Origin of the sequence: Streptomyces sp. NBC_00459 (assembly GCF_036013955.1) — a bacterium.
Classification (GTDB): Bacteria; Actinomycetota; Actinomycetes; order Streptomycetales; family Streptomycetaceae; genus Streptomyces.
In genome coordinates this window covers 5,705,684-5,718,236 of record NZ_CP107903.1, presented here as the reverse complement: position 1 = coordinate 5,718,236, position 12,553 = coordinate 5,705,684, and the positions used below count along the sequence as shown (strand labels likewise).

Here is a 12,553-nt window from a genome sequence, read left to right as displayed (position 1 = left end):
GGCCAGGGGGTCCCTCTCGGGCATTACGGTGTGCCCATGGTTGCCCCCGCCACGAATGTCCCGCCGGTCCTGGACGGTTCCGCGCCCGCCGAGGCCGTCGCCCCGCTGATGCGCGGGATCGCCGTACTGCGGCAACTGACCGAGGCGGGCGGGACGCTGAGCCTGAGCGGACTGGAGCGCGCGACCGGGCTGGCCCGTTCCACGGTCGACCGGATCACGGCGACACTCGCCCGCATGGGGTACGTCCGTCTCGACGGCCGGGACGCGGTTCTCACCCCTCGGCTGATGGAGCTCGGCAACGCCTATCTGGCCGCCATCCGGCTGCCCGCCCTTCTCGACGCGCACGCGGACGCCCTCGCCGACGAGCTGGACGAGTCGGTGTCGCTCGCGGTCGGCGACCTGGACGGCATCCGGTTCATCCACCAGGCCACCCGCCGCCGCGCGATGTCCCTCAGCTTCCGCATCGGCGACCTCCTCCCCGCCGAACGCACCGCCCCCGGCCCTCTGTTCGCCACCGAATGGACGGCCGCCGACTGGCGGCGCTGGCGCGAACGCCGGTCGGCGGACCCCACCGACCTCGGCTTCCCCGCCGTTCCGCCCCGCCCCTCCGACTCGGGCGCCGACTCGGGCGCCGGCTTCGAGGCGTTCGTCGAGCGGGCCCGCGTCGACGGCTGGGCAATGGACGACCAGCTGATCGAACCGGGGCTGGTCGCGGTCTCCGTACCCGTACGGGACCCCCGTACGGGCCGGGTGGCCTGTGTCGCGAGCGTGGTCAGCCACACGAGCCGTCGTACGGTGACCGACCTGCGCGACGACCTGCTGCCGCGGCTGCGCGCGACGGTGGCCGCGATGGAGGCCGAGCTGCGGGTGCGCCCGCCTGCCGGGACGCCGGCGCCCCCCTGCGGCCTGGCGGCCTGGACCGGTGCTTCCAAGCAGGAACTGGGCCGGGAGTTCGTCGAGTCCCTGGCCAGGGGCCTGACGGTCCTGACGGCCTTCGGCGAGTCCCGCGCCGAGCTGACCCTGACGGAGGTCGCGCGGGCGACGGGTCTGGCGAGGGCGACCGCCCGCCGGGCCCTGATCACCTACGAGCACCTGGGGTACGTCGAGGCACACGGCCGCGTCTTCGCCCTCACCCCCCGGGTGCTGTCCCTCGGCTTCCCGCCCCTCTCGCGCACCTCCCTGCCCGAGATCGCCTCACCTCACCTGGCCGAACTCGCGGACCGCGTCGCGGAGTCGGCGTCACTGGCGGTCCTGTCGGGGGGTTCGGGGGCGAGTGCGGGTACGAGTTCGGTGGCGGAGATCCAGTACACGGCGCGGGTGGCGACGAGGCGCATCGTCAGTGCCAACATCACCGTGGGGACGCGGCTGCCGGCGTACGCGACCTCGATGGGCCGGGTACTGCTGGCCGACATACCGGAGGCGGAACGTCAGGTGCGGGACCTGGCCCCGCTGACCCCGCACACCGTGACGGACCCGGTGGCCTTCGCCCGGGTGCTGACGGAGGTACGGGAGCAGGGATACGCCCTGGTCAGCGAGGAGTTGGAGGAGGGGCTGCGGTCGATCGCGGTCCCGGTGCGGGACCGTTCGGGGCGGGTCGTCGCGGCGGTGAACGTCGCGATGCACACGACCCGGCGCACGGCGGAGAACTGTGTGGCGGAGGTACTGCCGGAGCTGTACCGGACGGCCTCACGGATCGAGGGGGAACTGCGGACGGCGGGGCGGTTCACGCGGGTGCCGTTGGCGTAGCCCCGAAAGGGGCGCGGGGCTGATCGATGCGCGGCTCCGCCGCACGGGCGCGACCGGCCCGCGCCGGCACCCACCGGTCGCGCTGAACAACCCACCCGCCCCGAAGCCCTCAACGCCAGTCGGGCGCACCCGAGTTCAGCGGCAGATGCGCCTCGATCCGCGCCCGCGTCTCGCGCATGACCGCGACGATGCGGAGCTCGTGCTCCGGGGTCAGCCTGGCCACCGGTACCGAACAGCTGATCGCGTCGGTGGCCGGGTCGTCGTACCGCAGCGCGAAGCCGAAGCCCGCGATGCCGGTCACCGTCTCCTCGCGGTCCACGGACCAGCCCCGCTCGCGAACCTGGGCCAGATCGGCGTGCAGGGCGGTCCGGGTGGTGTGGGTGTTTTCCGTGAGGGCTGTCAACACCCCTTCGGGGAGCGGGAGTTCGGCGTCCGGACGCTCCGCGAGCAAGGCCTTGCCGAGGGCACCGGCATGGGCCGGGACACGGCGGCCGACGCGGCTGATCGTGCGCAGGTACTCGTGGGACTCGCGGGTGGCGAGATAGACGACGTCCGGGCCGTCGAGACGCGCCAGGTGGATCGTCTCGCCGAGCGCGTCCGAGGCCTCGTCGAGGTAGGGCCGCGCCGCGCGGATACGCCGGTCGCCGTCGAGATAGCCGGTGCCGGTGAGCAGCGCGCGGATGCCGATGCCGTAGAGGGAGCCGGTGGCGTCGGAGCGGACCCAGCCGCAGTCGACGAGGGTCTGGAGCAGCTGGTACATGCTGCTGCGCGGCACGCCCAGGGCCTCGGCGAGTTCGTCCAGGCGCGAGGGCTGTTCGCCGCGCGCGGCGAGGAGTTCCAGCAGCTCGACGGTACGGGCCGCCGACTTCACGCTGCGGACGCCTCTCTTCTCCGGCATGGGCCCATCGTAGGTCGGCCGCGAATCCGTGCTGCCGCTCCCATTGACCCTGCCCTGTTCACCCACCTAGCCTCCATCTGCATACATGGACAGCATCTGCATACACAGTTCGAAGGGGAACTGTCATGCCTCTCCTCGTGGTCGGCGTCAGCGTTGTGATCCTGCTGCTCCTCATGACCCGGTTCAGACTCAACGGCTTCGCCGCCCTGCTCCTCGTGGCGGTCGGTGTCGCGCTGGTCCGGGGCATTCCGGTGGCGACCATCCCGGACGTCCTCTCCGACGGCATCGGGGGTCAGATCGGCGACACGATGCTCACCATCGGGCTCGGCGCCATGGTCGGCCGGGTCATGGGCGACTCGGGCGCCGCCCAGCGGATCGCCGGAAAGCTCCTCGACGCCGGCGGACCGCGCGGGGTCCAGGTGGCGATGGTGGTCACGTCCATGCTCATCGGCGTGACCATGTTCTACGAGGTCGCCTTCATCATCATCGTGCCGATCGCTTTCACCCTGGTCAGGGTCACCGGCGCGAAGCTGCTCTGGGTCGGTCTGCCGATGTCGATCACCCTCTCGACGATGCACAGCTTCCTGCCCCCGCACCCCGGCCCGACCGCCGTCGCGGCGACCTTCCACGCGTCCGTCGGACTGACCCTGTTCTACGGCCTGTTCATCGCCGTCCCGGTGGGCGCGCTGATCGCGCTGGTGTGGCCGCGCCTGCCGTTCATCAGGGCGATGGACCCGTCCATCCCCAAGGGTCTGGTCAGCGAGCGCGAGTTCACCGACGAGGAGATGCCGGGCCTCGGCTGGTCACTGTCGGTGGCGCTGTTCCCGGTGGTCCTGATAGCGGGCGCGGCGGTGACCGACCTGGCCACCTCCGCCGAGAGCCCGTTCCTGAACTTCGTCGCGTTCATCGGCTCGGCCCCGATCGCACTCCTCCTCACCCTGTGTCTGGCGGTGTGGGCGTTCGGTCCGCGCATCGGGCGGAGCCTGGAGGAGGTCGGCGCGTCCTGTACGTCGGCGGCCCAGGCGATGGCGATGATCCTGCTGGTGATCGGCGCGGGCGGCGCCTTCAAGAACGTCCTGGTGGAGGGCGGTATCTCGGACTACATCAAGGACACCACGGACTCCTGGTCGGTCTCCCCGATCGTCCTCGCCTGGCTCATCGCCGTGATCCTCCGCGTGGCACTCGGCTCGGCGACGGTCGCCGTCGTCACGGCCTCCGGCGTGGTGCTGCCGCTCCTCGCGGGCAGCGGGATCCACCCGGAGATCATGGTGCTGGCCGTCGCCTGCGGCTCGATCGCCTGCTCCCACGTCAACGACCCGGGATTCTGGCTGTTCAAGGAGTACTTCAACCTGTCGGTCGTCGAAGCGATCAAGGTCCGTACGAGCTACACGACCGTACTGGCGGTCCTGGGCCTGGGCGGAGTGCTGGCGGCGGAATGGGCCCTGGACATCCTCACCATCTGATCACCGGCGCCAACCACCTTCGTACCCAAGGACATTGATGAGCATGAGCCAGCCGACCGTCACCGCCTTCGCCGTCTACCCGGTCGCCGGCCGGGACAGCATGGAGCTGAACCTCTCCGGCGCCCACGGCCCGTACTTCACGCGCAACATCGTGATCCTCACCGACTCCGAGGGCCGTACGGGACTCGGCGAGGTGCCCGGCGGAGCGAAGATCACCCAGACCCTGCGGGACGCCGAGTCCCTGGTCGTCGGGGCGAAGGTGGGCGACTACAAGCGCGTACTGCGGGACATCGGGGCGCGCTTCGCCGACCGTGACTCGGGCGGACGCGGCGCCCAGACCTTCGACCTGCGCACCACCGTCCACGCGGTGACGGCGGTCGAGTCGGCCCTCCTCGACCTCCTCGGCCAGCATCTGGACGTACCGGTCGCGGCCCTGCTCGGCGACGGCCAACAGCGCGATTCCGTACGGGTGTTGGGCTACCTCTTCTACGTCGGCGACCCGGACCGCACCGACCTGGACTACGTCCGCGAGCCGGACTCGGACGTCGACTGGTACCGCGTCCGGCACGAGGAGGCCCTGACCCCGGAGGCGATCGTCCGCCAGGCCGAGGCCACCCACGCCCACTACGGCTTCCGCGACTTCAAGCTCAAGGGCGGGGTCCTGGAGGGCGCGGAGGAGGTCAAGGCCGTACGGGCGCTGAAGGACCGCTTCCCCCAGGCCCGGATCACCCTCGACCCGAACGGCGCGTGGTCACTGCGCGAGGCGATCGAGCTGTGCACACCACTGAACGGGACGCTGGCCTACGCCGAGGACCCGTGCGGCGCGGAGGGCGGCTACTCGGGGCGGGAGATCCTCGCCGAGTTCCGCCGGGCGACCGGCCTGCCCACGGCGACCAACATGATCGCCACGGACTGGCGGCAGCTGACCCACGCCCTGGCCCTCCAGTCGGTCTCCATCCCGCTGGCCGACCCGCACTTCTGGACCATGCAGGGCTCGGTACGCGTGGCCCAGCTGTGCAACGCGATGGGCCTGACCTGGGGCTGCCACTCCAACAACCACTTCGACATCTCCCTGGCCATGGTCACGCACTGCGGTGCGGCGGCGCCTGGCGAGTACAACGCCCTCGACACCCACTGGATCTGGCAGGAGGGCCTGGAACGCCTCACGGTCGCTCCGCCCCGGATCGTCGGGGGCGAGATCGCGGTGCCGGACGCGCCGGGGCTGGGGGTGCGGGTGGACATGGAGCGAGTGCTCGCGGCACATGAGCTGTACCGGGAGAAGGCCCTCGGCGCGCGGGACGATGCCATCGGGATGCGGTATCTGGTGCCGGGGTGGGAGTTCGACGGGAAGCGGCCTTGCCTGGTGCGGTAGGGGCGGGCGCGAGGAGCGGGTGTGGGGGACGAAGATCGGACTGAGGGGACACCGGCGCTCCCCTCCTCACATCCGGAGTCCGATCAACGCGCTGGCCGCCCGAGCAGCACCCGCTAGACTGTCGGCGGTGGTGCAGCCGCACGTCGGTCGCTCCGCCCCGCCTTCGTAGCTCAGGGGATAGAGCACGGCTCTCCTAAAGCCGGTGTCGCAGGTTCGAATCCTGCCGAGGGCACAACGCAGTAGGGTACTGAACTGGGCTTTCTCCCCCAGGGGTGCTCTGTTCGGCCTCAGGTCCCCGCCTGGGGCCGTTTGTGTGAGCGGTGCGGGCGGGCAACGACGGCAACGAGACCGTGCCGACCGCCGCCGTCGCGGGCCAGCCACACACCACCCCGATCCCGAATGGGCGCGCGAACAGCTCTCCCCTTCCACGTGATCAGAAACCAGGCAGAACCGTGATGTCCACAACGACACCCGCTTCTCGCTGTCCGGGCGAGGCATGACAGGCGCCAACAAGAAGGGCTGCATCGGGACGGCCGTGAGCGCGTCGCAAAACGGCCCTGTCGGTCAGCTGACTTCATGCTTCATCCAAGAGGACACGGGACCGCGAGGGCGGCCCGGAGTCACGTCCGGGCCGCCCTTCGGCCGTCGTTCACGAATCCTCCGTCGCGTCGGCATCCAGAATCTCCAGCACGCGCGGCACGTCATCGCAGTCCCACCAGCCCACTGGACGAGGGTCGCTGAAGGCAGATGGCACGTCTACGTCCTCCCAGACCGACAGATGGTCTCCGAGGGCCGAAGGCACGTCGACGTCGACGTCGACGTCCTCCCAAGTCGTCGTAGACGTCTCTGCCTGGCAGAGTGAGTCAGGGCGGTCAGGGTTCATCTCTCTCCTCCAACTGTCGCGGCGGGCTTCTGACACAGCTGGTTCACACCTTGAGATACAGAGCGAGCGCCACCCACACGGCTACGGCCAGCGTCATCGCCGGAATGAGCGAGGGGTGCGACACGGCGATAATTGCGGCAACCACAGCGCCCAGCGCGGCAATCGCAGTGCGTTCGGCCTTCATGTACTTCCTCCATCAAATCGGCACGGCACCCGTCGATGGGGCCAAGGTCGATCTTGGGGAACCGAGGGGTTAGCGGCGCAACCTCGGCCACCGAAGCCGCGGTTCACCGTTCTCCGGAGCGACTGACGAAGTGAATCCCCGCCGCGAAGGCCGAGTGCCCATCCTCCGTCGCACCAAGGACCACGCCCCCGCCCCATCCCGCCCCGACCCCGCCGAGGTTGACACCGTGTGCCTGGCCAACCAGAGCTGACCAGCGAGCCATGCGCGGCCCGGGCTCACGATTTCGCCAGAGAAACCGTCGAGGATCAGCGGGACGCCATCCACGCAGGTCAGAGACCAAACGGAGGCCTGTGGAAACACCCCATCGCCATCGGGTCCGGTCAAGCCGCTCCCGCCGCGCCATCCCCCAGACGCGATCTCAGATTTCGCCTCGCTGGCCGTACCACGGCGGCTGCCGCACGGGGACAGTAGTGCCGCCGGCCTGTTCCGATCTCCTGATGACGAGGCCCGTGCCGGTTCCTCACTCTTGCCATGGGCGCGCTGGTCGGACGGCGGCCGATGGGGAGCACGTGTGAGCGGGACACACACGTGCAGGACGGATCGCAGACAGTACGCTGAATCCAGCGGGATCGGGCCCGCACCACAGTGTCCGGGAGGTGCTTCATGACGGCCGAGATGGTTGCCCCGGCGTGGATGCATGAGCAGATCACAGCGGCGGAGTACGAGTCCTGGTCCGAGGAGCAGTGCGCCGGCATCGAGATCGTGGACGGGATGGTCGTCGTGAGTCCGAGTGCGTCCAAGCGGCACAACCGGCTGGCCCGGATTCTGGCGAACGCCCTGGATGCCGCGGCAGGCCCGGATTGGAACGCCGACACGGACTTCGACGTCCGGCTTCAGGACGTCCCGCTCACCAATCGCCGCCCGGACGTCGTCGTGTACCGCGCAGACACGATCGACATCACCCCCACTCGCCCTGAGCATGTGCTGCTGGTCGCGGAGGTGGTGTCGCCAGGCTCTGAGACCACCGACCGGATCGTGAAGGTCGACCAGTACGCCAAGGCGGGCATCGGCTTCTACTGGCGGATCGAGCAGGCTGCGACAGGCGTTCCTCTCGTGTACACCTACGTTCTCGACCCCGCGACGCAGACCTACCGGGACGGAGAGATGTTCACCGGCGTCCTCAAGGCTACGGCCCCCTTCCCTGTGGAGATCGACCTCGGGCAGGTCTGACCACGCGCCGCTCAGCAGCCCGGCCGCACGTGAGCGACGCGTGAGCGGACGGCGCGATACAGCACGGCACAGGCCGGATCAAGTACTCGCCGCACGGTTCTGACCAGCGGAAACAGCACCCCCGCCGCAACGCCAGGCCCCCCCGGCAAGGATCCGATCGCGCTCCTGAAACCGGTGTCGCAGGTTCGAATCCTGCCGAGGGCGCGTTGCCAATCGGGGCCAAGGCCCGGCACTCCCCGGTCGGCGGATTCCAGGGAGGATCCGAGGTCTCTTTGGTGCGGCCGGTCGGGGCCAGGAGCCGGCAGCGAGAGCTTCAGGGATCGCGCCGGTGGAGTCCGTGCTCGTACCTGGTCACCTGACGGCGGCTATTCGGAGACGCGGTCGCACAACGCCGACGTCTACGTCTTCGCAGTCCAGACCGCACGCGACCACGCCGCCTACGACCCCCTCGACACAGCCCAGTGGGAGTTCTACGTACTCCCCCGCTCCGTGGTCGCCGCCCTGGACGCCGACACCGTCGGCCTGGGGACGGTTCACGCGGCGGGCGGTGAACCCGTGGTCTTCTCCGCCCTCGGCGACCACATCCGGTCGATCGGCCTCCGGGATCGGTCTTCAGCCCCTTGACCGGACGCACTCGGTGAGGGATGCGGCCCGAAGAACGCCGCGCCACGGCCGTAGGTCTCCGTTCGCCAAGGGGAACCGTCCGGCGGACAGGTGCGTCGTCCGTCGGGACGAGGGGGGCGTGTGATCGTACGCGGAGATCGGCGAAGCCGGTGGTGGGAGTACGGGCTTGTCGCGGGCGCCGTCGGTGTCACCGGGCTGCTGGTCCTGCACTTCGTCGTGCCCAACCGGGTCGGGCGGCTCGGGAGCGCGCTGGAGACGTTTCTGCCGTGGCTGGGAGTGGCCGTGCCGCTCCTCGTGTGTCTCGCCCTGGTCAAGCGGTCGGCGGCAGGGCTGATCGCGTGTCTGCTGCCCGTCCTCGCCTGGCTCTGGCTGTTCGGCGGGCTCTGGTTCGCCTCGTCCTCCGACGCGTACGACCTGACTGTCGTCCAGCACAACGTCGCCGACGACAACTCCGACCCGTCCGGCACCGCGCGGGCGCTGCTCGCCACGGGCGCCGACCTCGTGGCCGTACAGGAGCTGACATCCGCGGCGCGGCCCGTCTACGAGGACGTGCTGGGCGCGTCCCACCCCCATCGGGCGGTCCACGGCACGGTCGGGCTCTGGTCCTCGTACCCCCTCACGGACGTGCGGACCGTGGACATCCGGCCCGCGGGGTTCCCGGCGAGCTGGCAGCGCGGACTGCGGGCCACGGTCGCCGCGCCCGAGGGGGCGGTCGCGGTGTACGTGGTCCACCTGCCGTCGGTCCGGATCGGCGCGAGCGGCTTCGCATCGGCGGCCCGTGACGAGAGCGCGGCGCTGCTCGGGGCACGGATCGCGGACGACCCGGCGGGTCGGCTCCTGGTCGTGGGTGATCTCAACGGCACCGTGCAGGACCGGGGGCTGGATCCGCTCACCTCACAACTCGGCGCCCCCGACACGGGGTTCGCGTTCAGCTGGCCCGCTTCCCTGCCGGTGGCGCGGATCGACCAGGTGCTCGGCAGGGGTGTCGTGGTGACTGAGGTGTCGGCCCTGGACGCGACCGGGAGCGATCACTTGCCGGTGGTCGGGCGCGTACGGCTTGACTGAGCGTCAGGTGTCTGCGATCACCGCGATTTCGGCGTCACGTCCCAGACGAACACGGTGATATCGGCGGGGTCTTCCGGGGCCATCCCCCGGTCCGCCCCGTCCACTTGGTCCACTTCGGCCACTTCGGCCCGGTGGCCCTGGAAAGCCCCGTGCCATGGCGCCGTACCGCCGACGGACACCTGAACCGTGCCGCAGGGGCCTCCCGCAGGGGCACCGCGTCGCGCCTATCCCGCCGCCAGTGGTGCCGAGTGGAGTTGGCGTACGAGCTGTGGGGTGAGGAGTTCGCCGGCGCGGTCGGCCAGGACGGACATCTCGTAGCCGACCAGGCCCACGTCGCAGCCCTCGGTGGCCAGGACGCCGAGGCAGCTGCCGTCGCGGATGCGGCCGACCATGAGGAAACCGCCGAACATTTCGATCATGACGAGCTTCATCCCGCGGAAGCCGTGTGTCGTCGACGCGTTCTGGGCGAGGCTGGTGATGCCGGAGACGACGGCGGCCAGGTGGTCGGCGCGGTCTCGGCCGAGGCTTTCGGAGGCGGCCATGAGGAGGCCGTCCGAGGAGACGGCGACCGCGTCGGTGACGCCGTCGGCGGTGCGTACGAACTCCGAGATGAGCCAGCCGAAACTCTGGACGGCGGTGGTCACGATGACGCTCCTTGGGTGCTTCGGGCCTCGGCTCGGGCGACACCTGCTCGGAAACCGTTGAGCAGGGAGGAGACAGCGGGTGTGGTGGCGGGTGGGGTGGTGGGTGGGGCGAGAGGTACGGCGGTGAGGGGCTGGGCGGGGGCGAGCAGGCGGTCGGGCAGGACGAGGAGTGCGGACAGACCGCCGCCCGGGGTGTCGAAGAGGTGGACCTTCGCACCCTCGCCGAGGCGGTGGGCGAGCCGGCCGACGACGAGGTGGCCGAGGAAGCGGGTGGGTGCGGCGAGGAAGGCGTCCTCGTCCGAGCCGGTGAGGCGGGCGCTCGCGCGTTCCTTGTCGGCCACTGACATGCCGACGCCGTGGTCGACGACGGCGAAGCTGTACGTGTTGTCCTCGGGGTCGTGCCAGCCGTGCACCTCGACCGGTTCGTTCGGGGGCGAGAACGTCAGCCCGTTCTCGATGAGTTCGGCGAGCAGGTGGGCGACATCGGCGACGGCGTGTCCGCGTACGCGCACCGGTTCCACGGCCGCGATCAGGACCCTGCGGTACTGCTCCACCTCGGCGACGGCCGACTGGACGACCTCCAGGCCGCCGGCGGGTGATGCCGTGGGCCGGGGCGGATTCTGTCCGGCCAGGACCAGCAGGCTCTCGGCGTTGCGCCGCATGCGGGTGGCGAGGTGGTCGAGTTCGAAGAGTTCGGCGAGGGCGTCCGGGTCGAGTTCCTGCCGTTCCAGGCGGGTGATGAGGCCCAGCTGACGGCGTACGAGATTCTGGTTGCGGCGGCCGAGGTTGGCGAGCGACTCGGTGGTGTTGCGGCGCAACCCGGCCTGCTGGGAGGCCAGTTGGAGGGCAGTGTGTTCCACCTGGCGCAGGGACTCGGCGACTTCGGCGATCTCCGCCGCGCCGCCCAGTGCCTGTACCTCGGGGAACTCCACCTGGTCCTGCGGGGACCGCTGGATACGGGCGACGGTGGCGGGCAGCCGGTGCCGGGCCACGTCGTGGGCGGCCTCGGCGAGTGCGCCGAGGGGGCGGGTGAGGGAACGCGAGGCGAAGGCGGCGAGGGCCGCGACGAGGGCGGCCATGAGCGTTCCGGCGACGAGGTAGGCGGCGAGGCCGAGTTCGGCGTCGTGACTGAGGCTGTCGGCCCGGTCCCGTACGTCGTCACCGACCGACTGCTGGACGGCGTACAGGTCGTCCACGAGTACGGTCATCGCGTCCCACCAGGTACCGGCGTCGGCGCGCAGCGCGGAGCCGTCGGCGGCGGCCTCCGCCCGGGTCTCGTAGGCGGCGGCGCGTTCGGCGTCCTCGGTGCCGAACGCGTGGTCAAGTGCGGCGAGTTGGGGCGCGGTGGCGACCTGGCGGAAGCGGGTGAGGGCGGCGACCCGGGTGGCGCGCACCTCGGTGAAGGTGAGGTACTCGCGGTCGTGGAAGGCGCCGTCGGCGAACACGCCGTTGAGGAAGCCGCGTTCGAGGGCGACGGACTCCTTGGCGGCGGCCAGTTCCCGCAACGCCGCCAGTCCGTCGCGGAGTTGGCGGTCGTCGCGGGTCGCGGTGTCCGCCACCGGGTCGACGGCGTTGAGGGCGTCGACGGCGGTCGTGTAGAAGGTGAGGGTCGCGGCGCGGTCGGCGGTCGCCTTTCCCGCGGTTCCCGTGTCGGCAGCGGTGCGGATGGCGGTGAGGCGTCGCAGGTGCTTCTGGATGACCTCCTCGACGGCACGTTCGGAACGCATGGCCTCCAGTGCCGTGTCCACGCGTCGGCGAGTGTCGGTGAGCGGTGTGCGGTAGCTCTTCTCGCCGCCCAACAGGCCGTTCGTCAGGCCGCGTTCGCGTTGCAGCTGGTGCACCAGCGCCTGGACGCGCAGGCTGAGACCGACCTCGGCACGCGTCGTCCGGGCGTCGCCGAGTGCCTCCGCGCGGCCGTACACGGCCAGACCGGCCACCGTCAGCAGCAGGCAGATGGGTACGGTGATGACCACCGCCACCCGGCCTCTGATGCTGCGCCAGCCGGGCAGCGGGCGGCGGCCGGGAGACGTACGGTCAGCGTGGCGGCGCGCCGAACCACCCGTACCGACAGCGCCCTTTCCGACAGCGCCCCTGCCGTCACCGCGCCCGCCGATCTCCCGCATGCCGACCTCCGGCTTGCCGACGTCGCGCTCGCCGGCTTCACCGAGTCTGCAGATCCTGTCGAGCAGCGGCCCCAAACGCGTCCACACCCTCATGTCACGAAGTTAGTGCGCCTGCCGCGGCGGCCGGTTTCCGATCTGTTAGAGCCCGTGGGAACTTGGGTTGCGTGGCCCTCACACCGCAGGCCGGGGGCAGTGACCGATGCCCCGGTGGCGGGCGCGGCGAGATGTGATCTGTGAGGCTCCTGTGAATATTGAACATTCAGGCTTCCTGTTGTGCTGGGCACTCTGAAAGGTTCGAGGTATACAACTCGGCTGCTCCAT

The 12,553-nt window shown here is 70.5% G+C and carries 10 protein-coding genes and 1 tRNA gene; 6 read left to right on the top strand and 5 right to left on the bottom strand.

All coding sequences use genetic code 11. From position 1 onward, the window contains the following. Window positions 1-36: 36 nt before the first annotated feature. Window positions 37-1,746, top strand: coding sequence for an IclR family transcriptional regulator domain-containing protein (locus tag OHN74_RS25325; RefSeq protein WP_327696892.1), 1,710 nt, complete (start codon window positions 37-39; stop codon window positions 1,744-1,746). 109 nt (window positions 1,747-1,855) lie between these two features. Here OHN74_RS25325 and OHN74_RS25320 read toward each other — a convergent pair whose 3' ends face one another. Beyond that, window positions 1,856-2,644, bottom strand: coding sequence for an IclR family transcriptional regulator (locus OHN74_RS25320; protein WP_327696891.1), 789 nt, complete (start codon window positions 2,642-2,644; stop codon window positions 1,856-1,858). A gap of 125 nt (window positions 2,645-2,769) precedes the next feature. Here OHN74_RS25320 and OHN74_RS25315 point away from each other — a divergent pair, with 125 nt between their 5' ends. The 3 genes from OHN74_RS25315 to OHN74_RS25305 all read left to right on the top strand — a co-directional run bounded on the left by OHN74_RS25315 (window position 2,770) and on the right by OHN74_RS25305 (window position 5,711). Next, window positions 2,770-4,107: a gluconate:H+ symporter gene (locus OHN74_RS25315; RefSeq protein WP_327696890.1), complete on the top strand. Its 1,338-nt coding sequence runs from the start codon at window positions 2,770-2,772 to the stop codon at window positions 4,105-4,107. 43 nt (window positions 4,108-4,150) lie between these two features. Continuing rightward, window positions 4,151-5,479 carry an enolase C-terminal domain-like protein gene (locus OHN74_RS25310; RefSeq protein ID WP_327696889.1) on the top strand — a complete coding sequence of 443 codons (1,329 nt, stop codon included), beginning with the start codon at window positions 4,151-4,153 and terminating at the stop codon, window positions 5,477-5,479. A 159-nt stretch (window positions 5,480-5,638) separates the two neighbouring features. Further along, a tRNA-Arg gene (locus tag OHN74_RS25305) sits at window positions 5,639-5,711 on the top strand. 417 nt (window positions 5,712-6,128) lie between these two features. On the opposite strand, the gene OHN74_RS25300 is transcribed toward OHN74_RS25305, so the two are convergent. Both OHN74_RS25300 and OHN74_RS25295 read right to left on the bottom strand, forming a co-directional pair. Then, a complete protein-coding gene (locus OHN74_RS25300) occupies window positions 6,129-6,362 on the bottom strand; it encodes a hypothetical protein (RefSeq protein WP_327696888.1) in 234 nt (77 codons plus the stop codon). Window positions 6,363-6,405: 43 nt separating this feature from the next. Next, on the bottom strand, window positions 6,406-6,546 hold the full coding sequence (locus OHN74_RS25295; protein WP_327696887.1) for a hypothetical protein: 141 nt from the start codon (window positions 6,544-6,546) through the stop codon (window positions 6,406-6,408). A gap of 663 nt (window positions 6,547-7,209) precedes the next feature. On the opposite strand from OHN74_RS25295, the gene OHN74_RS25290 reads away from it, so the two are divergent. Together OHN74_RS25290 and OHN74_RS25285 are read left to right on the top strand one after the other, a co-directional pair. Then, a complete protein-coding gene (locus OHN74_RS25290; protein WP_327696886.1) occupies window positions 7,210-7,776 on the top strand; it encodes a Uma2 family endonuclease in 567 nt (188 codons plus the stop codon). A gap of 744 nt (window positions 7,777-8,520) precedes the next feature. Then, window positions 8,521-9,465, top strand: coding sequence for an endonuclease/exonuclease/phosphatase family protein (locus tag OHN74_RS25285; protein WP_327696885.1), 945 nt, complete (start codon window positions 8,521-8,523; stop codon window positions 9,463-9,465). Between the two features lie 224 nt (window positions 9,466-9,689). Here the strand turns inward: OHN74_RS25285 and OHN74_RS25280 are convergent, their stop codons facing one another. Then, window positions 9,690-10,109 (bottom strand): roadblock/LC7 domain-containing protein, encoded by a 420-nt coding sequence (locus tag OHN74_RS25280; protein WP_327696884.1) that lies wholly within the window; start codon window positions 10,107-10,109, stop codon window positions 9,690-9,692. Further along, window positions 10,106-12,325: a sensor histidine kinase gene (locus OHN74_RS25275; RefSeq protein ID WP_327696883.1), complete on the bottom strand. Its 2,220-nt coding sequence runs from the start codon at window positions 12,323-12,325 to the stop codon at window positions 10,106-10,108. Before OHN74_RS25275 ends, OHN74_RS25280 begins: the two co-directional genes overlap by 4 nt. Between the last annotated feature and the right edge of the window lie 228 nt (window positions 12,326-12,553).